Source organism: Streptomyces sp. NPDC034111, assembly GCF_055575375.1.
In genome coordinates, this window is record NZ_JBVIST010000011.1 from 197,113 (window position 1) to 223,087 (window position 25,975).

Here is a 25,975-nt window from a genome sequence, read left to right on the forward strand (position 1 = left end):
CGTTGCGCGGCTAGAACTGTCGAAGGTGGTCTCGGAGTCTGCGGGCGGCCTGGGCCATGAGGGCTTCGGCGCCGGGCTGCGTCGTGGCCGGGACGAGTGACTCGGTGAGGACGGCGATGGCGAAGGCCTGACCGTCGGAGTGCTCGACGACACCGATTTCGTGGCGGAGGTTGAGGAGCGTGCCGGTCTTGGACGACCACGTCGTGGCGTCGGAGCTGAAGTCCGGGGCGAGTCGGTGCCGTAGCACGTTGTGGGCCATCAGGCCGCGTACCCGCTCGGCCACGTCAGGGGGGATCGCCGAGGGGGTCCAGAGGGCTTGCAGCAGGTCGGCCCAGGCACGTGCGCTACCGGTGCTGGCCCGGGTGGCGTCGAGCTGCGGGACCCGGTGTCCGCGGCCGCTGGTACCGGAGTCGATGGCCAGGGCAAGGGCGAGATGGGCCTGGGCGGCATCGAAGCGTTCCACGGGGGTGTCGGACAGCTCGCGGGTGGTGTGCCGCACGGTGATGCCGTGGAGGCCGAACTCGTGGAGGATGCCGGCGACCTGGGCGGGCGGGGTGAGGCCGAACAGCGCGTCGGCGGCCGTTCCGTCACTCACGCAGGTGCTCAGGTACAACAGGTCGTCGATCGCGATGCGGGCGGGGTGCTGGAATCGGCTCAGCCCGGTGGGTCCTGGCGTGGTGATCCGCCCGGGTTGCACCTCGAGCATCGTGGCTCCGTCGAGCTCGCCCCGCCGGATGCGCTCTGCCGTGGCCAGCGCGAGCGGGACCTTGACCAGGGACGCGGCGGGGAGCTGGGTGTCCGGCTCGATCCCCAGCTCGTCGCCGGTGTGGAGGTCCCGCACGAGCAGGCAGCCGTGCAGGCCGCCGTCGCGCAGCTGCCGGCGCAGGTCGCGAAGGAGTGCCTCGGTGTTCATGCCGCCGTCCCTCCCGCGGTGCCCGCCCGGGTGTCTGCGCCGAGGCAGCGGGCGATGGCGTCGCCCAGACGCACTTCGATCCGCTCCGGATTGCCGTCCGCGGCGGCGGCGAGGGCGAAGCCCCGGCTGAGCGTGGTCTCGCCGATGGGCCGCCAGTTCAGGGCGAGTTCGTCGGCCTGTGCCGGGGAGCACAGCAGCAGGTCGCGGGTGCAGAGGACTTCTGCCGCGGCGGTCGTCAGGTCGGCCCCGGCGACGACCTGCGCGGGCCGCAGGCCAATGGCGTCGCGCAGTCGCGTCAGCGGGTCGCGGATGTGCGGCACATCGTCCTCCGGCTGGATCCAGACGCGGCGGGCCGGGCCGGCGGAGGCGCGGCCCATCCGCAGCGTGTCGAGGTAGACGCGCTTCACGCCGGGATCCTGGACGCCGGCAAGCCCGAGCGGCACGGACCACGTCGCCTCGTCCGGCGGCACCGCGACGAGGGCGGCGCGCACCTGCTGCGCGTGGACGAGCTCCATGCGCTGCGCCGGCGCGGCGACGCGAAGATCGAGGATGACGCCGTGCCCTCGTGCATCGGCGACGAGGCGCGCGAGATCGACCGTGGAGCAGATGCCGGGAACCGCGAGCCGCCACGGCTTGCGCTTGGCGGCTTCCGCCTCGTGCAGCAGCACATCCGCCGCCTGCACGAGCTGCCTGGCCACCGGAAGCATGTCCCGGCCGAAGGGGGTGAGGACGGCTCGCCGCGAGCTGCGCTCGAACAGCTGCTCACCGAAGTGTTCCTCCAGGGCGGCTACGCGACGGCTGGCCACCGACTGGGACATCCGGGCAGCGGCCGCTCCGACGGTGAAACTGCCGTGCTTGCTGACATTGATGAACGCGCGACACGCTCCCACAAGATCCACAGCCCGGACTCTATGCCAGATCGGCATGGAACAGCGCAGAAGCGTATTGGATCGCATGGCCGCCGACGATGAGGCTGGTCCCGGCACTCATGACCACACACCGGATGGAGCCGTGTCGCTCCCTCCCTTGTCGCGCCCTGCGTACGGGGCGCCTTGGAGGTTTGGACCATGCAGCACACCCGTTCCCGGCGCGCCGTTCTCGCCGCGCTGGCCACGCTCCCCCTCGTCCCGCTCGTGGCCTGCGGCCAAGGCAACTCCGCGGCCTCGTCGTCCCCGTCCAGCGCGGCGACGAGGCCGACCGTGGCCGCTCGGCCCTTCGCCCGCGAGTTCAAGGAACTTGAGCGCACATTCGATGCGCGGTTGGGCGTCTACGCCGTCGACACCGGCACCGGGCGCGAGGTGGCCTACAACGATGGTGATCGGTTTGCCCATGCCTCCACGTTCAAGGCGCTGGCCGCCGGTGCCGTGCTGGACAAGTACGCGCCGAGCGGGATGGACAAGGTGATCAAGTACTCCAAGGACGACCTGGTCGAGAACTCCCCCGTGACCGAAAAGCATGTCGAGACCGGGATGACGCTGCGCGAGCTGTGCGACGCCGCCGTCCGCTTCAGCGACAACACCGCGGGCAACCTGCTGTTCGACGCGCTCGGCGGGCCCAAGGGCCTGGACGCCGCACTCGAGAAGATCGGCGACAACGACACCCGGATGGAGCGTCGCGAGCCCGAGCTGAACCGCTGGGCCCCGGGCGAGCAGCGGGACACCAGCACGCCGCGGGCGCTGGCCAAGGACCTGCGCGCCTTCGTCCTCGGAGACGTCCTCGGCAAGGGCGAACGCGCCCAGCTCACCAAGTGGATCCGGACCAACACCACCGGGGACGAGCTCATCAGGGCGGGCATGCCCAAGGGCTGGAAGGTCGGCGACAAGACCGGAGCCGGCAGCACGTACGGCACCCGCAACGACATCGCCGTGGTGTGGCGCCCCCACGCCGCCCCCCTCGTCGTGGCGATCCTGTCGAACCGCAGCAAGGAAGACGCCACCTACGACAACAAACTGATCGCGAAGGCGGCCTCCGTGGTGGCCGACACGCTGTCGTAGCGCGCAGGGGCCGAGCATGGGGCCCTGCCGCGCGCACCGGCCGCGCCGCAGAGGTCAGAAACTCGCAGAGGTCAGAAGCTCGGAGGGGTCAGAAACTTGGAGGGGTTTCGGCCCAGACGCAGACGGCCGGGACGTCACCGGGGTTGCTGTAGCGGTGCGGGGTGGCGGAGGGGAAGCTGACGCAGTCGCCGGGGCCCAGGCGGTAGTGGACGCCGTCGACCCAGTAGTCCAGTTCGCCGCTGAGCAGGACGCCGACCTCCTCGCCGGTGTGGGCGTGCGGCCGGTCACCGGAGGAGGCTCCGGGGGCCACCTCCAGCAGCATCATCTCCAGCCTGCCGCCGTGTTCGGGGTTGAGGAGGGTGTAGCTGACCCCGTCCACACCGGCCCGGGTCAGCTCGACGCGCTGGTCGGGGCGGGTCAGGACGCGTTGCTCACGGTCGACGGCGTGCAGCAGCCGGCTGAGGGTGGTGCCGAGGGCGTTGACGATGGTGCGCAGCGTGTTGATCGTCGGGCTGTTCACGTCCCGCTCGACGTTGCTGAGGTAGCTCCGGGACAGCCCGGTCTTCTCGGCGAGCTGTTCCAGCGTCAGCCCCCGCGCCTGACGTTCGCGGCGCAGGTGCCGGCCGATGCCCTCCTCCGCGTCGGCTGCCGCGCCCTGAACGCCGTCCGCGCCATCCTTCGCCACGCGCCCTCACCTCTCCACGCATCCAGTAAACAGGACGTCCCGTCCACTATATCGTTTGCCCGGACGTCTCATATCCTCTACCGTCTGTCTTCTATAGAAGACGTCAGAGTCGGCGCCCACTCATCGGACGCCCGCTCATCGCACGCCCCCTCATCGGACGCCCCGTCCGGCGTACCGCCGAGAACCCTGTGAGGACAGATGGACTCCGCCCCCGCTTCCCCCGCCCGCCACCAAGCCCGCGCACTGCCCGAAGTCCGCCTCCATCTGGGCGCGTTGGAGCACAATGTGCACCTCATGGCGGACTGGTGCCGCGCACACCGCCTCGAACTGTGCCCCCACATCAAGACCACGATGACCCGCCCCGTGGTCGAGCGGCAGCTGACCGCCGGGGCATGGGGCGTGACGGTGGCCACCGCCCGCCAGGCCGACATCGCGCTGAGCTGGGGCGTACGCCGGATCCTCCTCGCCAACCAGGTCGTGCACCCCGCCGACCTGACGCTCCTGCGCCGGCGCCTCGACACCACACCCGACCTCGAGCTCTACTGCCTCGTCGACTCCACGGCCGGGCTCCGGTACGCGCGCACGGCCTTCGACGGCGCCGGCAACCCCCTCCGGATGCTGGTCGACGTCGGCGTGCCGGGCGGCCGCACCGGGGTGCGCGGTGTCTCCGAGGCGTACGAGCTGGGGGCAGCCGTGGCGAAGGCGGGGGACGGACTGCTGCTGGCCGGTGTCGCCGGGTACGAGGGCGTACGGCCCAACCGCCGGGACGCCGACACGCTCGCCGCGGTCGACGCCCACTGCCGTACGACGGCCGACGCCTTCGCCTCCCTCGCCCCGCTGTACCGGACCCCGCGGCCGGTCTTCAGCATGGGCGGCTCCGCCTTCCCCGACCGTGTCGCCGCCACCGTGGCGGACCTCGTACGCCGGTCCCGCGACCTGCCCCTGGTGCCGGTGCTGCGCTCGGGCTGCTACGTCACCCACGACCACGGCACCTACGCACAGGTCTCCCCCCTGCCCGGCCTGCGCCCGGCCCTCACCGTCCGCGCCGCCGTACTGTCCACACCCGAGCCCGGCACCGCCGTCGTCGGCGCCGGAAAACGCGAACTCCCCTACGACGCCGGGCTTCCCGTCCTTCTTTCCGCATCCACGGCAACCGGCGTCGCGCGCCCCGCGGCACAGGCCACCGCGGCCCAGATCTACGACCACCACCTGGTCCTCACCGACACCCAGGGCCTGGAGGTGGGCGACATCGTCGACCTCGGTATCTCCCACCCCTGCTCGGCCTTCGACCGCTGGCCCGACATCGCCGTCACCGACGACAACGGAGAGGTGCGCGACGTGTGGCATCCGCAGTTCCACCCGTAGACCTGCGGAGGGGAGTACATCCCCGGCTGCCCCCACTTGAACAAGCGCAAGATCAAGGCACCCGAGCGCCCCTGGATGGTGCGGTCGGCCGCTCCGGGGGGACCATGGAAGCCGAAGCGCCTGTGGGCCGCAGGAGGCAGGCCACGGGCCGTCGCCAGCGGACGGCCCGTGCGGTGCGGCAGGCGGAAGGAGAGCCTGCGATGAGCGCAGCCGAGGGGCGTCGGGCTGGTGCCGGGCAGCCGCAGGGGAGGTCACCGCAGCCGAGCGGGCTGATGGACCTCCTGGGGGTCGCGGCGGTGCTGCTGGATGCCGAGGGGCGGATCGTCCTGTGGAGCCCGCAGGCCGAGGACCTGTACGGCTACACCGCCGACGAGGCGCTCGGGCAGTACGCGGCGCCCCTGCTCGTCCACGACCAGCACCGGGATCTGGTGGTCAAGAAGTTCGCCGAGGTCATGGAGACCGGCCAGAGCTGGGCCGGAGCGTTCCCCGTCCGGCACCGGGACGGCACCTCGCGGCTGGTGGAACTGCGCAACATGCGGCTGCTGGACGACCGCGGCGACTTCTACGCTCTCGGGCTCGCCACCGACTCACCGACCCTTCGCGAGGTCGAGTGGGACGTCGCGCTGTCCACCCGGTTGATCTCCCAGTCCCCCATCGGGGTGGCGATCCTCGACACCGGCCTGCGCTATGTGGCGGTCAACCCCGCGCTGGAGCGGATGCACGGCATACCCGCGAAGGATCACCTCGGCCGGCACTACCGCGAGATCATGACCGCCGAGAAGTTCAGGGTGCCCGAGGCCGCGATGCGGCAGGTCCTGACGACCGGGACTCCCCTGGTCGACGAAGCCACCATCGTCGGCCACACCCCCGCCGACCTGGACAAGCACGCCTGGTCGATCTCGCTGTACCGGCTGGAGGACCCCCAGGGCCGGGTTCTCGGGGTGGCCGAGCTGGTGGTGGATGTCACCGACCGCTACCAGGCGGCCATGGAAGCCGCCGAGGCCCGGAGGCGCCTGGCCCTGATCGCCGACGGCTCGGCCCGGATCGGCACCACGTTGGAGGTGGCACAGACCGCCAGGGAGCTGGCCGAGGTCATCGTTCCCGAGCTCGCCGACGTGGTCGCGGTGGACGTACTCGACTCGGTCCTGGATGAGCACCGCCCGGCCGCGGCAGACGGCCCCGCGCTCTTCCGCGCCCTCGCGGTGAAGGCCGCCTACCCCACGGAAGCGGTCCAGGCCGCCGATCCCCCCGGCCATATCGCCGCCTATGCCGCCGACCGCGTGGCCACCGAGACCGTACGCACCGGCCGCCCCCTCCTGATCTCCCACACGGACGACGACGACCTGGCGCGTATCGCCCGCGACGAGCACGCCGCCACCCTGCTGGCCCGCGCCGGTGTGCACTCCTACATGTCGGTCCCGCTCACCGCCCGCGGCCATATCCTCGGCTTCCTGGGCCTCTCGCGGGCCCACAACCCGGTGTCCTTCGCCGAGGACGATCTCGCCCTCGCCGGTGAGCTGGCTTCCCGCGCCGCCGTGTGCATCGACAACGCCCGCTCGCACCAGAGCGTGCGCAACGCCGCCGAGACCTTGCAGCGCAGCCTGCTCCCCAGCCACCCGCCGCGCCTTCCCGGCCTGCGGATCGCCTCCCGGTACCGGCCCGCGCAGGCCACCTACGAGATCGGCGGCGACTGGTACGACGTCCTCTCCCTCGACGGCGACAAGACCGCGCTCGTCGTGGGCGACGTCATGGGCAGCGGCATCGACGCCGCCGCCACCATGGGCCGTCTGCGCACCGCCACCAGCGCCTTCGCCGACCTCGACCTCGCCCCCGACCAGGTCCTCCAGCACCTCGACAAGATCACCTCAGGGCTGGAGCACTACATCGCCACCTGCGTCTACGCCGTCTACGATCCCCGCCGCGCCGAATGCCACATCGCCAACGCCGGCCACCTCCCGCCCGCCCTCGTGCGCAGCGGCAAGCACCCCGAACTCCTCGACCTGCCCACCGGCACCCCGCTCGGAGTCGGCGGCGTCCCCTTCGAGACCACCACCTTCGGCATCGGCCCCGGCGACCAACTCGTCCTGTACACCGACGGGCTGGTCGAAACCCGCCACCACCCCATCGACGAACGCCTCGAAACCCTCCTGCACCTGCTCGATGTGCCCGACCACTCCCTGGAAGAGACCTGCGACCGGCTCCTTCGCGAACTCCGGCGTCCCGACGACCCGGATGACGTCGCCCTGCTCGTCTGCCGCACGCAACCCTTCACGCCCGGCGCCGAGCCTCCGCAGCGGTGACCGCCGACGCCCTTCACCGGTGCCTAACCGGCGTTCTCCTTGATGTGTGCGAGCACCTGGTGGAACTCCTCGGTCGGCGAGAACTCCATGAACTCGGTGTCCTCCAACGCTTCCGGGGCGTGTCCGGGCGCCCAGTAGTAGGCATCGCCCGCCTGGTACTCCTCCGTGCCGTCCTTCGTCCGCATGCGCAGCCGCCCCTTGGTGACGAAGCCCCAGTGCGGGCACTGGCACAGGTCGTCCGGCAGGCCCTTGAGGGCCGGGCCGAGGTCGGTTCCGGCAGGGACCCTGATGTAGCCGACGGACATGCCTCCACCAATTTCCTGGAGGCGTAGCTCCAGCTCACCATCGGTGAGCTCGACGGGTGCCGCATCCCTGGTGGTCGCTGTCATCACTGAACCTCCTTCGTGCGCCCCCCTTCCCCGCTTCCCATCATGCGCCCGGGCCCGAGCAGCCGTCCTGGCCCACGTCCTGTGCGGGTACCAGGCGACAAGCCGGCTCAAGCCGACTTGTTCGCCACCGGATAGGGCACGAAGGTGCTGCTGTTCTCGTCGATGACCAGTGGCCGGCCCAGGGGCGGTACGGCGCGCTGGGGGCAGTCGACGCGCTCGCAGATGCGGCAGCCCATACCGATGGGGGTGGCGGCGGAGGCGTTGTCGAGGTCGAGGCCGTCGGAGTACACGAGCCGGGAGGCGTGCCGGATCTCGCAGCCGAGGCCGATGGCGAAGGTCTTGCCGGGCTCGCCCCAGCCGCCCCGGTGGCGGGTGACGGCGCGGGCGGTCCACAGGTAGCGCTGGCCGTCCGGCATGGCGGCGATCTGGACGTGGATACGGCCGGGGGCGGCGAACGCCTCGTAGACGTTCCACAGCGGGCAGGTGCCGCCGGCCCGGGAGAAGTGGAAACCGGTCGCCGACTGACGCTTGGACATATTGCCGGCCCGGTCGACGCGTACGAAGGAGAACGGCACTCCGCGCAGTCGGGGGCGCTGAAGGGTGCTGAGGCGGTGGCAGACGGTCTCGTAGCCCAGGCCGAAGTGGTCGGTGAGCCGCTCGATGTCGTAGCGGGCCTCTTCCGCGGCGGCGTGGAAGGCGCGGTACGGGAGGATCAGCGCGGCGGCGAAGTAGTTGGCGACGCCGATCCGGGCCAGCGACCAGGTGACGGAGCCCTCCGCGAAGTCCTCCGCCGCGAGCGCCGACAGCTCGTCGCCGCGTTCGAGCAGGGCGAGTTGGGTCGCCATCCGGAACGCCTGCTGGCCGGGGCGCAGCCGGCTGGACAGATGCAGTACGCGGGCCACGGGGTCGTAGTGATGCGGTTGCTCGGAATCCGGCGCGATGCGTACCCCGTGGTGTCCGGTGAGCCGCGCGGTCAGGACCCGGAGGACCTCGCCGGGACGGACGCCGATGTCGCGGGCCAGATCCTCCGCGGCCAGGTCGGCGTCGTGGAGGTAGTTCTGCCGCCGGTAGAAGAACTCCCGGATTTCCTCGTGCGGCGATCGTGGCAGAGCCAACGCGTCACTGTCCCGGCCCTCGGCGGCCACGGCCAGCTGCTGGGTCAGGGCGTGGTTGCGTCGGCCGAGCTCCAGCAGGACCGCCGCCACGGCCGGCAGCCGGGTGGCCAGTTGCGCCAGGTCGGACGGTGAGACCTGGGCCGTGGCGACCTCGTTCGCGAGGGTTTCGCGCAGGTCGGCAACGAGCCGGGTGGTGTCCCGCTCCGAGAAGAAGCCCGGGTCGACGCCGAAGGTCTCGGTCAGCCGCAGCAGCACCGGGACGGTGAGCGGCCGGGAGTCGTGTTCCATCTGGTTGAGGTAGCTGGGCGAGATCTCCAGCCGCCGCGCCAGTTCGGCCTGACTGAGCCGGCGCTCCTCACGCAACCGCCTGAGCCGTGCGCCCGCATAGATCTTGCTCACCGCAACTCCCCTTCGACGACGCCCAAGCCTATGCGCGCGGCAACCCCTGATCGAGCTTGGCAGACTTGGCAAAGGAGCCTCCGAAGATGCGCAGAAGTTGGCATCGGGCCACGCTTGATGGCACTCAGTGCCACTGCCAGAGTCTTCGTACGGCCCGCCGGACCCCGGCAACGGGACCGGGACTCCGCAGCGACTTCATGCCCTGACGTCGCACGACTTGGCGTCCCGGCCCGGCTCTCCGGACGCATTGCTCACCGTTCCACACACCGGACGGGGCGGCGGGCCGTGCTCCAGCGATGCGGCACCAGCGGCACCAGCGGCACCAAGTGACATGGCGTTCGCACCCTTCACATGCACAAGCGACTTCACGCGATTCGGGAGACGGTCATGACGCAGGCAGGGACCACGACAGCGACGGCCGAGGAGCTGGCGCGGCGGTGGGCTACGGATCCGCGCTGGGAGGGGATCGAGCGGACCTACCGAGCCGAGGATGTCGTACGGCTGTCCGGCAGCGTCCGTGAGGAGCACACGCTCGCCCGGCGCGGCGCCGAGCGGCTGTGGCGGCAGCTCCATGAGCAGGACTACCTCCATGCGCTGGGCGCGCTGACCGGCGGTCAGGCGGTGCAGCAGGTCAAGGCGGGCCTTCAGGCGATCTACCTCTCCGGCTGGCAGGTCGCCGCCGACGCCAACCAGGCCGGGCACACCTACCCCGATCAGAGCCTGTACCCGGCCAACTCCGTGCCGCAGGTGGTGCGTCGGATCAACAACGCGCTGCTGCGCGCCGACCAGATCGCCACGGCGGAGGGCGGTACCGACACCACGGACTGGCTGGCGCCGATCGTCGCCGACGCCGAGGCCGGCTTCGGCGGCCCGCTGAACGCCTTCGAACTGACCAAGGCGATGATCGCGGCCGGTGCCGCCAGCATCCACTACGAGGACCAGCTCGCGTCCGAGAAGAAGTGCGGCCACCTGGGCGGCAAGGTGCTCGTACCGACTTCTCAGCACATCCGCACCCTCAACGCGGCCCGGCTCGCGGCCGATATCGCGGATGTGCCGACCGTGATCGTGGCCCGTACGGACGCGCTGGCCGCCAGCCTGCTCACCAGCGACGTCGATGAGCGCGATGCGCGGTTCGTCACCGGGGAACGCACCGCCGAGGGCTTCTACCGGGTCCGCAACGGTATGGCGCCGGTCATCGCCCGCGGCCTCGCCTACGCGCCGTACGCCGATCTGATCTGGGTCGAGACGGGCACCCCGGACCTCGCCCAGGCACGTGAGTTCGCGGAGGCGATCCACGCCGAGCACCCGGACCAGATGCTCGCCTACAACTGCTCGCCGTCCTTCAACTGGAAGGCCGCCCTCGACGACGACCAGATCGCCAAGTTCCAGCGGGAGCTGGCGGCGATGGGGTACCGCTTCCAGTTCATCACCCTCGCCGGTTTCCACTCCCTCAACCACGGGATGTTCGACCTGGCCTGCGGCTACGCGGAGCACGGCATGACGGCGTATGTCGATCTGCAGGAGCGGGAGTTCGCCGCTCAGGAGCACGGCTTCACCGCCGTCAGGCACCAGCGCGAGGTGGGCACCGGGTACTTCGACCTCGTCTCCACCGCCGTCAACCCCGCCTCCGCCACGACCGCGCTGACCGGGTCCACCGAAGAGGAGCAGTTCCACCAGGGGGTGTCTTCCCGATCAGGCCGGATCAGGAAGCCGGGCCGGGGCTTCCACACCGACGACCGGGGCTGAGGGGCCCCGGTACGCCGCCGGGGTGAGGGCCCCGGTTGCCGTCGGGCGGGCGCGGAGCGGAACTGAGGCTGCTCCGCGCCCGCCGCGCTGGAGCGCGCGCAGTCCCGTGCCGAAGAGAGCGGGCGGGAGTGATGCGGGCCTCACGCCCTTGGCCGGAGAACCGGCACACGGTACGGTCATGTCGACATTTCAACAACGCGACGACGGCGAGACGGAAGTCCGGTGGGAATCCGGCACGGTCGCGCCACTGTATGCCGCGGCAAACCTCCCAAGAGGGGTGAGGTCGTGGCGAGTCAGACCCGTGGACCGTCGTCCTGTACCACCGTATGGGACGCGTGTTCCCCGAGGAGGTTCCACCATGGCCGAGGCCGTTGTGTCCGCTGCCATTTCCACCCCATCCGTTCCCGTGCCGACCGCTCTCCCGGTGCGCGCGGTACTGCCGTGGGCTGTGTTCGCCGGCCTCCTGATGCTCGTCGCCCTGTACTTCGTCGGCGCCGAACAGGGCGCCACGTCCGTGCTCTCGGGCACCGATGTGCACGAATGGGTACACGACGGACGTCATCTGCTCGGCTTCCCCTGCCACTGAGAGGTGTGACGCACATGCACGCCTCAACTGTCAGAGGACTGCTGGTCCGCGGGATGCTCGCGGGCCTGATCGCCGGGCTGTTCGCCTTCGCCGTGGCCTACACGGTGGGCGAGCCGCCCGTGGACGGCGCGATCGCGGTGGAGGAAGCCCAGGCGGCCGCCCATGAGGCCCACGCCGGACACGGCGACGCCGCCGCTCACGAGGAAGCGGCGGAGGAAGAGGAACCGGTCAGCCGTCCGGTGCAGTCGACCGCGGGTCTGGCCACCGGCGTCCTGGTGTACGGGGTTGCGCTGGGTGGCCTCGCCTCCCTGGTGTTCTCCTTCGCGCTGGGACGCGTGGGCCGGTTCAGCCCACGGGCGACCGCGGCGCTCACGGCGGCGGCCGCCTTCACCACCGTCTATCTGGTGCCGTTCCTGAAGTACCCGGCCACCCCACCGGCGGTGGGAAACCCGGACACGATCGGGAAGCGCACCACGCTGTTCTTCCTGATGATCCTGCTCAGTGTGCTGCTCGGCGTGGGCGCGGTCATCGCCGGGCGCCGGCTGGCGCCGCGGCTGGGCAACTGGAACGCGACGCTGGCCGCCGGTGCGGGCTTCATCGTCGCGGTGGCTGTCGCGTTCGTGTTCCTCCCGGCCAACTCCGACGCGGTCAAGGCCAGTTTCCCCGCGGCCCTGCTGTGGGAGTTCAGGGTCGCTTCGCTGGCGATCCAGGCCGTGTTGTGGACGGTCTTCGGGGTCGTCTTCGGGCTTCTGGCCCAACGCCTTGTGGCCCCGCGTGCAGTCGGCACCGGATCGGCGAAGCAGGAGACCCCGGCGCTCGGCTGACGCACACCACGTCGGCCTTCGGTCCGACGCACCAAGCCCCGCCGCTCATGGGAAGTGCGGCGGGGCTCATGTGTGTGCGGGCCGGTGCGGGGAAGCCATGATCGCGACGAGACCGCGATGACCGGGGCCACAGCCCTCGTCGGGCGCGCCCCTCGCGTCACGTGACCTTGAGGGGCGTGAGCACAGATACTGACCTCGGAACAACTCCCCTCACCAGGAGGTACCCGTGAAGATGCTGATCAACGTGGCCGAGACCGTGGTCGCCGATGCGCTGCGCGGGATGGCCGCTGCGCATCCCGAGCTGGTGGTGGATGCCGAGAACCGGGTGGTGGTGCGGCGGGATGCGCCGGTGGCGGAGAAGGTGGCGCTGGTGTCCGGGGGCGGGAGCGGGCATGAGCCGCTGCACGGCGGGTTCGTCGGGCCCGGGATGCTGGATGCGGCGTGTCCCGGTGAGGTGTTCACCTCGCCCGTGCCCGATCAGATGGTGCGGGCGGCGGCGGCCGTGGACAGCGGCAACGGTGTGCTGTTCGTGGTGAAGAACTACACGGGGGACGTGCTCAACTTCCAGATGGCGGCGGAGCTGGCGGAGGACGAGGGCGTACAGGTCGCCAGCGTGCTGGTCGATGACGATGTGGCGGTGACCGACTCGACGTTCACGGCGGGGCGGCGCGGCACGGGGGCGACGCTGTTCGTGGAGAAGATCGCCGGGGCGGCGGCCGAGGAGGGGATGCCTCTGGAGCGGGTCGAGGCGCTGGCCCGGCAGGTCGTGGCGTCCTCGCGCAGCTTCGGGGTGGCGTTGAGCGCCTGTACGACGCCGGCCAAGGGCAGTCCGACGTTCGATCTGCCCCCGGGTGAGCTGGAGTTGGGGGTGGGGATCCACGGGGAGCCGGGCCGGGAGCGGCGCGCGATGATGACCGCGCACGAGATCGCGGACTTCGCGGTGGACGCGATCCTGGAGGATCTTCAACCGCGGCTGCCGGTGCTGGTTCTGGTGAACGGCATGGGGGCCACGCCGCTGCTGGAGCTGTACGGGTTCAATGCGGAGGTGCGGCGGGTGCTGGACGAGCGCGGGGTGGCGGTGGCCCGTACGCTCGTCGGCAACTATGTGACGTCGCTGGACATGGCGGGCTGCTCGGTGACGCTGTGTCAGGTCGACGGTGAGCTGCTGCGGCTGTGGGACGCACCGGTGCAGACGGCGGGGCTGCGCTGGGGGCGCTGAGGGACCGCAGGGCGACGACATCACGACGCGAACGACCGAAGGAGAGTAGCCCGTGTCCGAAACGGCCCTGGATGCCGCGTTCTTCGTACGCTGGATGACGGCGGCGGCCGCCGTCATCGACCGGGAGGCGGAGCGGCTGACCGAGCTGGACTCGGCCATCGGTGACGCCGACCACGGCACGAACATGCAGCGTGGTTTTGCGGCGGTGGTGAAGGGGGTGGAGGCGGAGCCGCCGGCCACGCCCGGTGCGGTGCTGGTCGCCGCGGGGCGGCAGTTGATCTCGAGTGTGGGCGGGGCGGCCGGGCCGCTGTACGGGACGCTGCTGCGGCGCGCGGGGAAGGCGCTCGGTACTGCTCCGCAGGTGTCGGCGGAGGAGCTGCGGGCCGGGCTGGACGCCGGAGTGACGGCGGTCGGTCAGCTCGGCGGGTCGGCGCCGGGTGACAAGACGATGCTCGATGCGCTGGTGCCGGCGGTGGCGGCGCTGGCGACCTCGTTCGACGCGGCGGCCGAAGCAGCCGAGGAGGGCGCGCTGGCGACCGTACCGATGCAGGCCAGGAAGGGCAGGGCGAGCTATCTGGGCGAGCGCAGCATCGGGCATCAGGATCCGGGCGCGACGTCGTCGGCGCTGCTGTTCGCCGCGCTGGCGGAGGTGGCGAAGTGAGTGCGGCGCAGGGGGACGGGGCGGCGCTGGTCGGTGTGGTGCTGGTGTCGCACAGCGGGCCGGTCGCCGAGTCGCTGGCGGCCATGGCCGTGGGGCTGGCCGGGGGCGGTGCCACGGCGCCGGTGACGGCCGCGGGCGGTACGGAGGACGGCCGGTTCGGGACGAGCCCGGAGCTGATCGCCGAGGCGGCGCGGCGGGTGGACCGTGGTGCGGGGGTGGCGATCCTGGCCGACCTGGGCAGCGCGGTGCTGACGGTGAAGGCGCTGCTCGCCGAGGGGGATGAACTCCCCGAGGGCGCACGGCTGGTGGACGCACCGTTCGTGGAGGGTGCGGTGGCCGCCGTGGTCACCGCCTCGGCGGGGGCTGATCTGGACGCGGTCGCGGCGGCGGCCGGAGAGGCGTACGGGTACCGGAAGGAGTGACCGGCCGGCGGCGGAGGCGTACGGCGCCGGAGCAGGCGGGCGGGCCGGCGCCCGCGCGCCGTGCTCAGGGTTTGCGGGCGACGGCCGCGTAGCAGGCGGCCTCCGCGTCGGTGACGTGGGTGGCGTCCCCGGGCCGGTCGGGGCGCCACTGGTGGGAGAGGGCGACGCCGGGTTCCAGCAGCTCCCAGCCGTCGAAGAAGCGGAGGAATTCGGGGCGGGAGCGGAACTGGAGGACGGTTCCGGCGTCGGCGTAGATCTCGGTGATCTTGTGCATGGCCTCGGGGTCGAAGTCCGCCGTCGCATGGGTCATGGCAAGGGCGGAGCCGCTGGGGAGCGCGGTCTTGAGGGTTTCGACGATGGTGTGGGCGCGGTCCTGGCCGTCGTCGGTGACGAAGTGCATCAGGGCGTTGAGGCTGAGCGCGACCGGGCGGGTCAGGTCGAGGGTGTCGAGGAGCTGGGGTGCGCCGAGGATGCCCTCGGGGTGGTTGACGTCGGCCTGGACGTACGCGGTGCGGCCCTCGGGGGTGCTGCGCAGGAGGGCCGCGGCGTGGGCGAGGACGATCGGGTCGTTGTCGGTGTAGACGACCCGGGCGTCGGGGGCGATGCCCTGGGCGATGTCGTGCAGGTTCGGTGCGAGGGGGATGCCGGTGCCGATGTCGAGGAACTGGCGCAGTCCGGCCTCGGCCAGGAAGCGGGTGGCCCGGTGCATGAACTCGCGGTTGATACGGGCGGCGACCAGCGCGGCGGGGAAGACACCGAGGACGCTGCCGGCGGCCATCCGGTCGGCCAGGAAGTTGGTCTTGCCGCCGAGGAAGTAGTCGTAGATCCGGGAGGAGTGGGCCCGGTCCAGCCGTAGGTCCACCACGGGCTCGTGCTCGCTCATCGTCCGCTGCCTCCCCATTACGGCATGCCGGCCCGGCATGATCCGACGAAAGGGGCGCACATTTATAAGCTGTGCGCCCCCGATGCACAACGTGCCACCGTGTGCTCGGTTCTGGAAGCACTGCCCGGTCCGTCCCTGATCATGCGGGGCGCACGTCCGACAACCGCCGTGACACCGCCTCCGAAGGGTGCCACTGTTCCTCACATGACATGGTCGCGAGTAGTCATATGAATACGGAGCGGAAGATTTTTGCGCCCCTCATGCCACAAACGGGCCTGTTTTCCTGTTCATTGGAGGGTGAGGGCAACCCGCCCTCCCGCTGGCGCCCGCGGCTCGGCGCCCGGCCAGTTGTGCACGGCGAACGGAACGAGGACTGCCTGTGAGCGCAGACCGGGACCGACTTCTACCGGCGTGCGCCCCGGCGCACGTCAGCACCGCGCAGTTAGCGGCGCTCGCCCGTTGCCCACCTCCGGCTTTCCCACTGGTCCCGTGCGACCGCCAGCTGTCGATCACCTTCGAGGCGTTCCTCACCACCCATGCCCGTAAGTGGCTGACGTACGCCTATCTGCATACGGGCAGCGAGGCCGCGGCCCGCGAGGTCACGCTGGCGGCGTACGAACAGCTCGGCCGGCTGTGGGCGCATGCGCTGCGGCAGGCGTCGGTGGAGGCGTACGCCTGGTCGGTGCTCAAGGAGCGGGTGGTGGAGTGGCTCTACGACCACCAGCAGCCCACCGCGCTCACCGAGACCGCCGCCTTCGCCGTCGTCACGCACGCCCTGCTGCGCGAGTGCCAGCAGCAGTTCGCCGTGCTGGAGAGCCAGTTGGGGCTGTATGCGGCCATCGCCAGACTTCCGGAGCGGCAGTGCGATGTGATCGTGCTGCGGCATGTCATCGGCTACAGCGACGCCCAGATCGGCGCGCTGCTCGGCGTCGACGAGGTCACCGTCCGCTCCTACGCGAGCCGCGGCAAGCGCAAGCTCGCCGCGGCGCTCGGCATCGATCAGGGAAATTGCAGGGGGAACTGAACCATGTCGTACAACCGTCCGGCCGGCCGCCGGGAGACCGTTGAGACACTGCTGAGCGCCGCCGCCGCGGTGTCCGGGATCGATGGCCTGGCCGGCTTCTGCGACCTCGACGAGGCGGGGGCGCTCGGCGGCCTCGGAACGCACGCCGGTCCGGTGCGGGCCGGGGCCGAGACGGAGGGGCCACGGGTGGCGGTGCTGCCGGCCCGCACCGACCGTGGGGCGCCCAGCGCCTACCCCAGCGCGCGCGACGAGGCCACCCATGAACTCCAGCTGGCCTGTGCGCTGGTCGTCAACGCCGCGGCGGCCGCCGCCAGTCTGGAGCGGCTGGTCAACGACCACCGCATCGACCCCGAGGGCGCGCTGGTCTTCGCCTGTCTGCTGCACATCACCGGGCGCACCGACGCGGCGCACTTCTGGTGGCACTTCGGCGCCGGCGCCGGCAGCCGGACCGCGGCGTACTGTCTCTACCTCTCCCACCGCCGCAACGGCGAGTACCGCGACGCCGCCTACTGGCGCGAGCAGGCGGCGCACGCCCCCGACGAGGAGCGCCGGTCGGTGGCCGCGTTCGACGAGAGGCAGTTACTGCCGGACTCCGCCCGGCACAACCTCCTCGTCCAGTGGCACAGCGGGCTCGCGCCGACGCTGCCGACGGCGCTGGAGAACGTGATCAACCGGCTCGTGGTGGACAGTGACGACGAGGACTTCGGCGCGATTCCGCGCCCCTCCCCCACCCTCGTCCAGGACCTCGGCCGGGCCACCTAGCACGCGCCTTCCACCGCGGCCTCACAGGAAGTTGACGCCCTGGGCGAGCGGGAGCCGGTCGGAGTAGTTGACGGTGTTGGTGGCCCGGCGCATATAGGCACGCCAGGCGTCGGAGCCGGACTCCCGGCCGCCGCCGGTCTCCTTCTCGCCGCCGAAGGCACCGCCGATCTCCGCCCCCGACGTACCGATGTTGACGTTGGCGATACCGCAGTCGGATCCGTCGGCGGCGAGGAAGCGCTCGGCCTCGCGCTGGTCGCGGGTGAAGATGCTGGACGACAGGCCCTGGGGGACGTCGTTGTGCAGGGCGACGGCCTCGTCGAAGGTGCGGTAGGTCAGCACGTAGAGGAGCGGGGCGAAGGTCTCGGTGCGGACGGTTTCGGTCTGTGCGGGCATCCGGACGAGCGCCGGGCGGACGTAGCAGGCATCCGGCGCCTCGGCCTCCAGACACCGTTCGCCGCCGGTCAGCAGTGTGCCGCCGTCGCGCTGTGCGGCGGCCAGCGCCCGGGACATCGCCGTGTGGGCGACGGGGTTGATGAGCGGGCCGACAAGCGTGGCCGGGTCGAACGGGTCGCCCACCGTCAGCTGACCGTAGGCGTGCACGATCCGCTCCAGGAGGCGGTCGGCGATGTCCTCGTGGACGATCAGCCGGCGCAGCGTCGTACAGCGCTGGCCCGCGGTGCCGGCCGCGGAGAAGACGATCCCGCGGACGGTGAGTTCGAGGTCCGCGGAGGGGGTGACCACGGCGGCGTTGTTGCCGCCGAGTTCGAGCAGACAGCGGCCGAAGCGGGCGGCCACCCGGGGCGCGAGCTGCCGCCCCATCCGGACCGAACCGGTCGCGCTGACCAGCGCCACCCGCGGATCGTCGGCCAGCCGCTCGCCGCAGTCCCGCGCGCCGAGCAGCAGCCGGTGCACCCCGGCCGGCGCCCCCTCCTCGGCGGCCGCCCGGGCGAGCAGCCCGTCGCAGGCCAGCGCGGTGAGCGGGGTCAGCTCCGAGGGCTTCCATACGACGGTGTCGCCGCAGACCAGGGCGATGGCGGTGTTCCAGGACCACACGGCCACCGGGAAGTTGAACGCGGAGATGACGCCGACCACGCCGAGCGGGTGCCAGCTCTCGGAGAGCCGGTGGCCGGGGCGTTCGCCGGCGATGGTCCGCCCGTAGAGCTGCCGGGAGAGACCGACCGCGAAGTCGCAGACGTCGATCATCTCCTGTACCTCGCCGAGCGCTTCGGAGCGGATCTTGCCCGCCTCGATGGTGACGAGGTCGGCGAGGTCTTCCCGGTGCGCGGTGAGGAGTGCGCCCAGCCGCTTGACCAGCGCGCCGCGGCGGGGCGCCGGCACGGTACGCCAGTCCTGGAACGTACGGTGCGCCTCGGCGAGGGCCGCGTCGGCCTGTTCGGGGGTGGCGGCGGGGAGGCGGGCGAGGACGCCGCCGGTGAGCGGTGTACGGGCGAGGACGGCCTGGTCCGATGCCGCGGGGTAGCCGTCGAGGTCGACGCCGCAGCGGCGGAGGGCGGCCGCCGCGCGGGCGCGCAGCGCGGCGGTGGCGGGGAGCTGGGCGGCGGTGGCGGGGCTGGCGGACATGGTGCGGCTCCTTGGGGGCGGGCGGGGTCAGCGGGTGGGGTCCGGGGCGGTGTTGCCCGGGTCCGGGTCGATCAGTTCCCCGTCGTCCAGTGCCCGGAGCGCCGCGCCCGCCTGGAGGGTGAACAGGGCCTGCCGCAGCGCGTGGTCCTGCTGCTGTGCGTAGAGGGCGAACGGGTCGAGTACGGGGCGGCCGATCGCTTCGGAGAGGCGGTGGGCGTCGAAGGGGGTGCCCGCCAGGTGCGCGTCGCGGGTGCCCTCCCCGGTGAGGTTGGAGCGGAAGATGCCGGCGGCGGAGCGGGGCAGGAAGTCCTCGTAGACGAGGGGGTGGGCGGTGAGCCAGCCGTGGGTGAGCAGACCGGCCAGGTCGGCGGGCGGGCAGCGGCCGTCCCTGGGCCGCCCGGCCACCGGCCGGTAGCTGAAGAACGCCTGGTGGGAGACGGCGAGTTGGTGTTCGGTGGCGGGGAAGCCCCGGCGCCACAGTGCGCGGGCCGTCTCCTGCCGGTCGGCGTCGGGGCGCAGCGTCATCCGGCGGTCCGTCTCGGCCATGAGGTGGTCGTAGCGGGCCCGGCCGGCCCGTGTCAGCGCGATACCGCGTGCCTCGACCTCGCCGAAGCGGACCCGGAGCGCTCCGCCGGTGACGCTGCCGTCGGGCTCGCGGAACTTCCGGGGCTCGGCCAGCGCACGGAAGGAGGTCTGGCGCAGCAGGACGTCGGGGCCGTCCCAGCGCGGCGGCCCCTGGATCCGGTCGATCATGGTGATGCCGCGCTCCCCCATGCGCCGGTAGAGGGCGTCGATGTCCAGGACACGCGGGGTGAGGTGGTTGAGGTGGGTGGCCGTCACCCCGCCGATGTCGGCGGCGACCGCGGAGACCCGTTCCAACTCGGCGTACCAGGCACGGTCGACGGGCTCCGGAGAGAGTTCGAACGCGGCGACGGCGAGGGTGAGGAAGCGTTCCGCCTGCTCCTCCGGGAGCCCGGCGGCTTCCTCGGCGCGCTCGGCGAGGGTGAGGAGTTCGGGCGGGAAGAGCTGCCGGCGGGCGAGGAAGGCGTCGAGCCGGGATTCCAGGTCCGGGTCGAAGAAGCGGCGGTCCGCGGTGGTCAGGAGCGAGGTGAAGACGCGGAAGGGGTTGCGGTCCAGTTCCTCGGCGTCGGTCGGCCGGAAGGCGGTGGAGACGACGGGTACCGCACCCTCGTCGCCGTCGCGCAGGTCGTAGAAGCCGACCGGGCGCATGCCGAGCGCGGCGAAGATCTGGGCGGCCTGGCGCAGCTCCTCCTCGGTGCCGACGCGGATCGCGCCGTGGCGTTCGGCGGTGACCCGGCTGATGCTGCCGAACCGGGCGGCGTCCGGGTCCCGGGCCGCGACCTCGTCGTTGATCTGTCCTGCGACCTCCAGCAGTGTGGTGTACGCGGGGACTTCGGTGCCGTACATCGCGGACAGCCGGTGGGCGAACGCGGCGCGCAGTTGCCAGGTGGGGACCATACGCAGCTCCGGGGACGGGGTCGGCGGGCGGACAGGGTCAGATGATGTGGGCCTCGGGACGGACCGGGCGGGTCCCGCCGTCGGTGAAGCGGGTGGCGGCGAGCGGGGTGATGTCGAGGAACGGCTCCCGGCCCAAGTAGAGGTCGCGCACGAGCTCTCCCACGGCGGGGGCCTGGAGAAACCCGTGGCCGGAGAATCCGGTGGCGTACAGGAACCGCGCGGGGCAGGCGGCCTCGCCGATGAGCGCATTGCGGTCGGGGGTCATCTCGTAGAGGCCGGCCCAGCCGTCGACGACCGGGAGGCGGGCGAGCTCCGGTGCCCGCCGGGCGGCCGCGGTATGGAACGGGGCGAGCCATTCGCGGGTGAACTCCCGCTGGAATCCTGGATGTTGGCGTGGGTCGGAGAGCCCCATGAGCAGGCCGTCGGCGCCGTCGTTGTGGAAGTAGAGGGTGGAGGCGAAGTCGAGGGTGAAGGGGATGCGGGGTGGTGCGGGGCGCAGCGGTCCGGTGAAGGCGATCTGCCGGCGGAGCGGGATGACGGGCAGTTCGACGCCGGCCATCGCGCCGACGGCGGCGGACCAGGCGCCGGCGCAGCAGATGACGGTGGGGGCGCGGACGGTGCCGTGCGGGGTGCGGACCGCGTGCGCACCGTCCGCGGTGTCGAGGGCGGTGACCGGGCAGTGGCTGCGGACGGTCGCGCCGAGCCGGCGGGCGGCGCGCAGATAGCCGGTCACCGCGGAGCGGGGCAGGGCGTAGCCGTCGGTGGGTGAGAAGGCGGCGGCGACGATGCTGCCCGGGTCGAGGTAGGGGCACAGGGCGTGGGCCGCGCCCGGGGTGAGGATGCGGCTGGGCACGCCGTGGGCGTTCTGGGTCTCCACCCCCTCGGTGAAGGTGGCCAGTTCAGCGTCGTCGCCGAGGAGGAAGAGGTAGCCGACGGACTCCAGGCCGACATCGGCGCCGGGCCGCTGCGCGAAGTCCCGCCAGGCGTCCAGGCTGCGCAGGCCGAGCCGGATGTTGAGCGGGTCGGAGAACTGGGCGCGGACGCCGCCGAGGGGTTTGCCGGACGAGCCGGAGGCGGGCCGGTCGCGCTCCAGGAGGAGGACCCGCGCGACGCCCGCCTCGGCGAGGTGGAATGCGATGCTCGCCCCGATGACGCCACCGCCGATGATGACGACGTCGGCCTCTTCGGGGAGGGGTGCCAGGGCGTTCGCCGAGGCCGGGGTGGGAACCATCCGGGCCGCCTTCCCGTCTGCTTGTTCCTGCCGTTCACCGGTGGTTCAGATGGTGCCGGGCGGGCCGGGCCGCGTCCATGCACAGTTGCTGGAGGCGATCTATTAAGACTTCTGGGCGTGACGGGGTTTCGCGAGACGGAGTACGGGGCGCGGTGGGGCGGCGCCCCGTGGGTAGGGTGCCGCCATGGAACTGCCAGGGGTGCAGCTCAGGACGCTGCTGGAGCTGACCCGCAGCGGCACGATGACCGCGGCGGCCGCGGCGCTGGGCTATACGCCGGGGGCGGTCTCCCAGCACATCGCGGCGCTGGAACGGGCCACCGGCACGGAGTTGGTGCGGCGGGCCGGCCGCCGGGTGGAGCTGACGGACGCCGGGCACACCCTCGCCGCGCATGCGGAGCGGATCCTGGCCGCGCAGGCCGAGGCGGTGGCGGCGCTGGAGCGCACCCGGGGCGAACTGCGGGCGCGGCTACGGCTCGGGGTCTTCGGTACGGCGGCGGCCGTGCTGCTGCCGCCGGCCCTGCACCGGCTGGGCGCCCGGCACCCGGGGGTGCGGGTGGAGAGCCGTGAGGTGGAGGTGGACCAGGCGTATACGGAGGTGTGCGCAGGACGGGTGGAGCTGGCGCTCGGGCTGGACTATCCGGATGCGCCGCTCGCCCGGGACGGCGCGGTGGAGTTGGTGCGGCTGCGCTCGGAGCGGTTCTCGCTGGCGGTACCGAGCGGGCGGCCGCCTTGGGAGGCATATGAAGGGAGAGCGGACGGACCGCCGCTGCGGCTGGCGGAGGCCGCCGGCTGTGACTGGATCCTGCCGGCGGCCGGCTCGTACTACGGGCAGGCGGTCCGCGCGGCCTGCCGACGGGCCGGTTTCGAACCGCGGGTGGTCCACGAGGTCACCGACACCGCCACCTCGCTGGCGATGGTCGGGGCCGGGCTGGGGGTGGCGCCGCTGACCGAGCTGATGCTGCGGCTGCGGTCGGAGGGCATCACGTCGGTGCCGCTCAGAGAGCCGGTCGTCCGGCACATCGTGGTCGCGGTCGGTGCCTCGGCGCGCCGCCGGCCGTCGGTGGCGGCGCTGATCGACGCGCTCCGGGAGGGGGCGGCGCCGTATGGCCCGGGCTCCGGGCCGGGCGCGGGACCGTAGGGTTCCCGCTACGTGCCCGCGCGCTGCCGCAGGGCGTACGGATCACCCCGACGGGCCCGCTCGCCGCGCCCCTCTCGGGGACCTCCCGCACCCTGGAGCCCCCGCCGCGTCCCGCCCCGGAGGTCCCGGTGAACGCCGCCCGTCCCCGCGCGCTGGCCGCGCTGCTCACCGCAGGCCTGCTGACCGCCCCTTCGGCGCCGGCCGCCGAGCCGCGCCCGGCGGCGCACCGCGCCACCGTCCGGCCGGCCCTGTACGAGAGCACCGTTCTGGCGGTGTCCGGGCAGGGCGCGCACACCTACCGCATCCCGGCACTCACCACGCTCCCGGACGGCACCCTCCTCGCGGCGTACGACCGGCGCAACGACAGTGCGGCCGATCTGCCGGGCAATGTGGATGTGATGGTGCGGCGGAGCACCGACAAGGGCCGCACCTGGAGCGCGCCCCGGGCGGCGGTGGACTACGGCGGCGGGGTGGGCGCGGGCGATCCGAGTCTGCTCGTCGACCGGACGACCGGCCGGGTCTTCCTCTTCCACGCGTATGCGCCCAAGGGCGTGGGGTTCGGCAGTGCGGGCGCGGGCAACGCCCATGACAGCTCCAGCGTGCTGCACACCGACTACAGCTACTCCGACGACGGCGGCCGCAGCTGGCGCCACCGGCGGATCACCCGTGAGCTCAAGGACCCGTCGTGGCGCGGCATCTTCGCCTCGTCCGGTGCCGGCACCCAGCTCGCGGGCGGCCGGCTGCTTCAGCAGTACGCGTTCCGCAAGGCCGACGGCAGCATGTGGGCGGCCAGCGCTTACAGTGACGACCATGGGGCGAGCTGGCACATGGGGACGCCGGTGGGTCCGCGGATGGATGAGAACAAGACCGTCGAGCTGGCCGATGGCCGCATCATGCTCAACAGCCGTACCAGCAGCGCCCCCAGGCGGCTGGTCGCGTACTCCCGGGACGGCGGGCTGACCTACGGCGTCCCGGCGGCGGACGACGAGCTGATCGATCCGGCCAACAACGCCTCGGTCCTGCGCTACGACCCCGCCGCACCGGCCCGTCAGCGGCGGGCGCACTGGCTGCTGTTCAGCAATACGGCGAGCACCGGCGCGCGGCAGAACCTCACCGTGCGGGCGTCCTGTGACGACGGTGCGAGCTGGCCGGTCGCCCGGTCCGTCACACCGGGGCCGGCGGCCTACTCGACGCTGACCCGGCTCAAGGACGGCACGTTCGGGCTGCTCTACGAAGCCGGGCCGTACCAGAAGATCGCTTTTGTCCGGTTCGACGAGGCGTGGCTGGGACTGCACTGCCCCACACCCTGACCGTCACCTGGATGAACCACCGCATCACACGGACGGGTCCGCCGCCTCCGGGGGCCACACCGGGCGGCTGCCGTCGGGGACGGCGGCCAGCGCATGGCCGACCGTGGGGTAGCAGGAGAAGACGCCGAGGGACTGGGTGCCGACCAGCAGCCGCAGCATCCGTACGCCGAGCGACGCCAGCAGCAGCCGCCCCTCCAGCCGCCGGCACAGCCACTCCAGGGCGAGCAGACAGCTCAGCCCCCGGGAGTCGCAGAACCGCAGGGCGGTCAGGTCGAGCACGAGGAAGCGGTGGCCGGCCGAGACCACCGACCGCGCCTCGTCGAGAAAGGCCTGCTCGGTGCGGAGGTCCAGCTCACCGCTGACCCTCAGCACCGCGCACTCCTCCGCCTGCACGATCGCAGTGACCGCCAACGACCGCATCTCCGAGCTCATGGCGTCCAGCCTAGGGCGTGTTTTCCGTGGCACCACCGTCGCAACCCGTGACCGCCGCCCTGCCCGCGCCCGGCGGCGGCGAAGGGGCCGGCGGCCCGTACGGACGTGCCCATCGGGCCGTACGGGCACGCCTCGAGGCCTCGGGGCAGCCCGGAGGCGCCCCGAGGCGGGCAAAAACGGGCAGGATTTTTCCGATAACGGGCAGCCATCCCCGTGCTTCTGCTTGCTATAAACCTGATGCGGGCGGAAACGGGCAGTCCCGTGACCGAACGGAAGCCGGAAGTATCCAGAACTCGGGCAGGAGTGAGCCATGAGGGCCGAGGAACGCCAGCACCGCATCCTGGCGCTCGCCCGGCAGTCCGGCCGGGTCGAGGTCGCCGATGCCGCCGCCGAGTTCGGGGTCGCCCGCGAGACGGTACGGCGCGATCTGAGCGAGCTGGAGCGCCGGGGCCTGGTCCGGCGCACCCACGGCGCGGCGTATCCGGTCGAGAGCGCCGGTTTCGAGACCACGCTGGCCCGTCGGCAGACCCAGCAGGTGGACGAGAAGCGCCGGGTCGCGGCGGCCGCGGCCACGCTGGTGGGTGAGGCCGAGACGGTGTTCGTCGACGAGGGCTACACCCCGGAGCTGGTCGCGATGCTGCTGCCCACCGACCGCCCGCTGACCGTGATCACCGCATCATTGCGGACCGCCTCGCTGGTCGCGGCGTCGGAGTCGACCACCGTCCTGCTGGCCGGCGGTCGGGTCCGCTCCGGTACGCAGGCCACGGTGGGCTCCTGGGCCCGCGACATGCTCGCCCGGTTCGTGATCGACCTGGCGTTCCTCGGGGCGAACGGCATCTCCCGGGAGCACGGGCTGACCACCCCCGATCCGGCGGTCGCGGAGGTGAAGGAGCAGGCGGTCCGCTCCTCGCGGCGGCGGGTGCTGGTGGCGGTGCACAGCAAGTTCGGCGCCAGCAGCTTCTGCCGGTTCGCCGAGGTGGGCGACTTCGACACGATCGTCACCGACGCGGGGCTGTCCGCGCCGGAGGCCCACCGCTACTCCCTCCTGGGGCCACAGGTGCTCCGGGTCTGACCCGGGCGGGGGCCGCCCGGACGACCGGCCCCGTACGACATCCCCAACGACACCGAACGACACCCCACAGCCGCTGCCCGCAGGCCGCACCCCCGGCCTTCGTGCGGTGATCCGGCCGTGCCCGTAGCGCGCCGCCGCACCTCCTCAAAAGCTGATCGAACCGACATCCCCGTATATCGCCGTACCCGCATCCGTCCCCAGAGAGGCAAGAGCCGTGAGAGCACGACCCCCCGGACCGGGCCGCGGTCCCCGCGCGAGCGCGCTGACCGCCGTCGCCCTGGCCCTGTCGCTGGCCGCCACCGGCTGCTACCGCGGCGCCGGCGAGGCCGGCAACGACGCCGGCCGCAGCATCAATGTGCTGATGGTCAACAATCCGCAGATGGTGGATCTTCAGCGGCTGACCGCGGAGCATTTCACCAAGGAGACCGGTATCAAGGTGAATTTC

At 72.1% G+C, this 25,975-nt stretch carries 23 protein-coding genes and 2 pseudogenes; 15 read left to right on the plus strand and 10 right to left on the minus strand.

What is annotated here, in order from left to right:
• Nucleotides 1-10 precede the first annotated feature (10 nt).
• Together ACZ55A_RS24325 and ACZ55A_RS24330 are read right to left on the minus strand one after the other, a co-directional pair.
• Entirely contained in the window at nt 11-913 is a 903-nt protein-coding gene (locus tag ACZ55A_RS24325) for a serine hydrolase (protein ID WP_468843658.1), read from the minus strand.
• Entirely contained in the window at nt 910-1,812 is a 903-nt protein-coding gene (locus tag ACZ55A_RS24330) for a LysR family transcriptional regulator (RefSeq protein ID WP_468843661.1), read from the minus strand. Before ACZ55A_RS24330 ends, ACZ55A_RS24325 begins: the two co-directional genes overlap by 4 nt.
• Before the next feature lie 168 nt (nt 1,813-1,980).
• On the opposite strand from ACZ55A_RS24330, the gene bla reads away from it, so the two are divergent.
• Nucleotides 1,981-2,907 carry a class A beta-lactamase gene (bla, locus tag ACZ55A_RS24335; RefSeq protein ID WP_468843664.1) on the plus strand — a complete coding sequence of 309 codons (927 nt, stop codon included), beginning with the start codon at nt 1,981-1,983 and terminating at the stop codon, nt 2,905-2,907.
• An 88-nt stretch (nt 2,908-2,995) separates the two neighbouring features.
• Here bla and ACZ55A_RS24340 read toward each other — a convergent pair whose 3' ends face one another.
• Nucleotides 2,996-3,592 carry a cupin domain-containing protein gene (locus ACZ55A_RS24340; RefSeq protein WP_468843666.1) on the minus strand — a complete coding sequence of 199 codons (597 nt, stop codon included), beginning with the start codon at nt 3,590-3,592 and terminating at the stop codon, nt 2,996-2,998.
• Nucleotides 3,593-3,790: 198 nt separating this feature from the next.
• On the opposite strand from ACZ55A_RS24340, the gene ACZ55A_RS24345 reads away from it, so the two are divergent.
• Entirely contained in the window at nt 3,791-4,957 is a 1,167-nt protein-coding gene (locus ACZ55A_RS24345; RefSeq protein WP_468843668.1) for an alanine racemase, read from the plus strand.
• A 200-nt stretch (nt 4,958-5,157) separates the two neighbouring features.
• Nucleotides 5,158-7,257 (plus strand): SpoIIE family protein phosphatase, encoded by a 2,100-nt coding sequence (locus tag ACZ55A_RS24350; protein WP_468843670.1) that lies wholly within the window; start codon nt 5,158-5,160, stop codon nt 7,255-7,257.
• Nucleotides 7,258-7,280: 23 nt separating this feature from the next.
• Here ACZ55A_RS24350 and ACZ55A_RS24355 read toward each other — a convergent pair whose 3' ends face one another.
• A complete protein-coding gene (locus ACZ55A_RS24355; RefSeq protein WP_468843672.1) occupies nt 7,281-7,646 on the minus strand; it encodes a cupin domain-containing protein in 366 nt (121 codons plus the stop codon).
• A gap of 107 nt (nt 7,647-7,753) precedes the next feature.
• Nucleotides 7,754-9,160, minus strand: coding sequence for a short-chain fatty acyl-CoA regulator family protein (locus tag ACZ55A_RS24360; protein ID WP_468843675.1), 1,407 nt, complete (start codon nt 9,158-9,160; stop codon nt 7,754-7,756).
• A gap of 387 nt (nt 9,161-9,547) precedes the next feature.
• Between ACZ55A_RS24360 and aceA the strand changes: the two are divergent.
• The 6 genes and pseudogenes from aceA to ACZ55A_RS24390 all read left to right on the plus strand — a co-directional run.
• A pseudogene (aceA, locus tag ACZ55A_RS24365) lies at nt 9,548-10,834 on the plus strand (isocitrate lyase); the annotation flags it as partial.
• 430 nt (nt 10,835-11,264) lie between these two features.
• Nucleotides 11,265-11,492, plus strand: coding sequence for a CbtB domain-containing protein (locus ACZ55A_RS24370; RefSeq protein WP_468843678.1), 228 nt, complete (start codon nt 11,265-11,267; stop codon nt 11,490-11,492).
• Between the two features lie 14 nt (nt 11,493-11,506).
• Nucleotides 11,507-12,316: a CbtA family protein gene (locus ACZ55A_RS24375; RefSeq protein ID WP_468843681.1), complete on the plus strand. Its 810-nt coding sequence runs from the start codon at nt 11,507-11,509 to the stop codon at nt 12,314-12,316.
• Nucleotides 12,317-12,542: 226 nt separating this feature from the next.
• Nucleotides 12,543-13,535 carry a dihydroxyacetone kinase subunit DhaK gene (dhaK, locus tag ACZ55A_RS24380; RefSeq protein WP_468843683.1) on the plus strand — a complete coding sequence of 331 codons (993 nt, stop codon included), beginning with the start codon at nt 12,543-12,545 and terminating at the stop codon, nt 13,533-13,535.
• 52 nt (nt 13,536-13,587) lie between these two features.
• Nucleotides 13,588-14,196, plus strand: a complete 609-nt coding sequence (gene dhaL / locus ACZ55A_RS24385; protein WP_468843686.1) for a dihydroxyacetone kinase subunit DhaL — start codon at nt 13,588-13,590, stop codon at nt 14,194-14,196.
• The gene (locus tag ACZ55A_RS24390) at nt 14,193-14,618 is read left to right on the plus strand and encodes a PTS-dependent dihydroxyacetone kinase phosphotransferase subunit DhaM (protein WP_468843688.1); all 426 of its coding nucleotides are present in this window, start codon (nt 14,193-14,195) and stop codon (nt 14,616-14,618) included. Before dhaL ends, ACZ55A_RS24390 begins: the two co-directional genes overlap by 4 nt.
• Before the next feature lie 64 nt (nt 14,619-14,682).
• On the opposite strand, the gene ACZ55A_RS24395 is transcribed toward ACZ55A_RS24390, so the two are convergent.
• Nucleotides 14,683-15,501, minus strand: coding sequence for an SAM-dependent methyltransferase (locus ACZ55A_RS24395; protein WP_468843691.1), 819 nt, complete (start codon nt 15,499-15,501; stop codon nt 14,683-14,685).
• 379 nt (nt 15,502-15,880) lie between these two features.
• Here ACZ55A_RS24395 and ACZ55A_RS24400 point away from each other — a divergent pair, with 379 nt between their 5' ends.
• Nucleotides 15,881-16,525, plus strand: a complete 645-nt coding sequence (locus ACZ55A_RS24400) for an RNA polymerase sigma factor (protein WP_468843694.1) — start codon at nt 15,881-15,883, stop codon at nt 16,523-16,525.
• Nucleotides 16,526-16,528: 3 nt separating this feature from the next.
• The gene (locus tag ACZ55A_RS24405; RefSeq protein ID WP_468843696.1) at nt 16,529-17,287 is read left to right on the plus strand and encodes a hypothetical protein; all 759 of its coding nucleotides are present in this window, start codon (nt 16,529-16,531) and stop codon (nt 17,285-17,287) included.
• 21 nt (nt 17,288-17,308) lie between these two features.
• Here ACZ55A_RS24405 and amaB read toward each other — a convergent pair whose 3' ends face one another.
• Genes amaB through ACZ55A_RS24420 form a run of 3 tightly spaced genes read right to left on the minus strand, consistent with a single transcriptional unit; the run spans nt 17,309 to nt 21,578 of the window.
• Entirely contained in the window at nt 17,309-18,868 is a 1,560-nt protein-coding gene (gene amaB, locus ACZ55A_RS24410) for an L-piperidine-6-carboxylate dehydrogenase (protein ID WP_468843699.1), read from the minus strand.
• Between the two features lie 27 nt (nt 18,869-18,895).
• Nucleotides 18,896-20,347 carry a 2-oxoadipate dioxygenase/decarboxylase gene (gene hglS, locus ACZ55A_RS24415; RefSeq protein ID WP_468843701.1) on the minus strand — a complete coding sequence of 484 codons (1,452 nt, stop codon included), beginning with the start codon at nt 20,345-20,347 and terminating at the stop codon, nt 18,896-18,898.
• Between the two features lie 37 nt (nt 20,348-20,384).
• Complete coding sequence (locus tag ACZ55A_RS24420; protein WP_468843704.1) at nt 20,385-21,578, minus strand: NAD(P)/FAD-dependent oxidoreductase; 1,194 nt, start codon at nt 21,576-21,578, stop codon at nt 20,385-20,387.
• 184 nt (nt 21,579-21,762) lie between these two features.
• Between ACZ55A_RS24420 and ACZ55A_RS24425 the strand changes: the two genes are divergently transcribed.
• Together ACZ55A_RS24425 and ACZ55A_RS24430 are read left to right on the plus strand one after the other, a co-directional pair.
• A complete protein-coding gene (locus ACZ55A_RS24425; protein ID WP_468843706.1) occupies nt 21,763-22,716 on the plus strand; it encodes a LysR family transcriptional regulator in 954 nt (317 codons plus the stop codon).
• A gap of 128 nt (nt 22,717-22,844) precedes the next feature.
• Nucleotides 22,845-24,026: a sialidase family protein gene (locus ACZ55A_RS24430; protein ID WP_468843708.1), complete on the plus strand. Its 1,182-nt coding sequence runs from the start codon at nt 22,845-22,847 to the stop codon at nt 24,024-24,026.
• A gap of 24 nt (nt 24,027-24,050) precedes the next feature.
• Here ACZ55A_RS24430 and ACZ55A_RS24435 read toward each other — a convergent pair whose 3' ends face one another.
• Complete coding sequence (locus ACZ55A_RS24435) at nt 24,051-24,458, minus strand: STAS domain-containing protein (protein ID WP_468843711.1); 408 nt, start codon at nt 24,456-24,458, stop codon at nt 24,051-24,053.
• 310 nt (nt 24,459-24,768) lie between these two features.
• Here ACZ55A_RS24435 and ACZ55A_RS24440 point away from each other — a divergent pair, with 310 nt between their 5' ends.
• Entirely contained in the window at nt 24,769-25,530 is a 762-nt protein-coding gene (locus tag ACZ55A_RS24440) for a DeoR/GlpR family DNA-binding transcription regulator (RefSeq protein ID WP_468843714.1), read from the plus strand.
• Between the two features lie 214 nt (nt 25,531-25,744).
• Nucleotides 25,745-25,975: pseudogene (locus ACZ55A_RS24445) on the plus strand (sugar ABC transporter substrate-binding protein); the annotation flags it as partial.

Coding starts and splice junctions, on each gene's coding strand:
- ACZ55A_RS24325 (WP_468843658.1), bottom strand. CDS start 913: ATGAACACCGAGGCACTCCTTCGCGACCTGCGCCGGCAGCTGCGCGAC.
- bla (WP_468843664.1), top strand. CDS start 1,981: ATGCAGCACACCCGTTCCCGGCGCGCCGTTCTCGCCGCGCTGGCCACG.
- ACZ55A_RS24345 (WP_468843668.1), top strand. CDS start 3,791: ATGGACTCCGCCCCCGCTTCCCCCGCCCGCCACCAAGCCCGCGCACTG.
- ACZ55A_RS24350 (WP_468843670.1), top strand. CDS start 5,158: ATGAGCGCAGCCGAGGGGCGTCGGGCTGGTGCCGGGCAGCCGCAGGGG.
- ACZ55A_RS24355 (WP_468843672.1), bottom strand. CDS start 7,646: ATGACAGCGACCACCAGGGATGCGGCACCCGTCGAGCTCACCGATGGT.
- ACZ55A_RS24370 (WP_468843678.1), top strand. CDS start 11,265: ATGGCCGAGGCCGTTGTGTCCGCTGCCATTTCCACCCCATCCGTTCCC.
- ACZ55A_RS24375 (WP_468843681.1), top strand. CDS start 11,507: ATGCACGCCTCAACTGTCAGAGGACTGCTGGTCCGCGGGATGCTCGCG.
- ACZ55A_RS24395 (WP_468843691.1), bottom strand. CDS start 15,501: ATGAGCGAGCACGAGCCCGTGGTGGACCTACGGCTGGACCGGGCCCAC.
- ACZ55A_RS24405 (WP_468843696.1), top strand. CDS start 16,529: ATGTCGTACAACCGTCCGGCCGGCCGCCGGGAGACCGTTGAGACACTG.
- amaB (WP_468843699.1), bottom strand. CDS start 18,868: ATGTCCGCCAGCCCCGCCACCGCCGCCCAGCTCCCCGCCACCGCCGCG.
- hglS (WP_468843701.1), bottom strand. CDS start 20,347: ATGGTCCCCACCTGGCAACTGCGCGCCGCGTTCGCCCACCGGCTGTCC.
- ACZ55A_RS24420 (WP_468843704.1), bottom strand. CDS start 21,578: ATGGTTCCCACCCCGGCCTCGGCGAACGCCCTGGCACCCCTCCCCGAA.
- ACZ55A_RS24425 (WP_468843706.1), top strand. CDS start 21,763: ATGGAACTGCCAGGGGTGCAGCTCAGGACGCTGCTGGAGCTGACCCGC.
- ACZ55A_RS24435 (WP_468843711.1), bottom strand. CDS start 24,458: ATGAGCTCGGAGATGCGGTCGTTGGCGGTCACTGCGATCGTGCAGGCG.
- ACZ55A_RS24440 (WP_468843714.1), top strand. CDS start 24,769: ATGAGGGCCGAGGAACGCCAGCACCGCATCCTGGCGCTCGCCCGGCAG.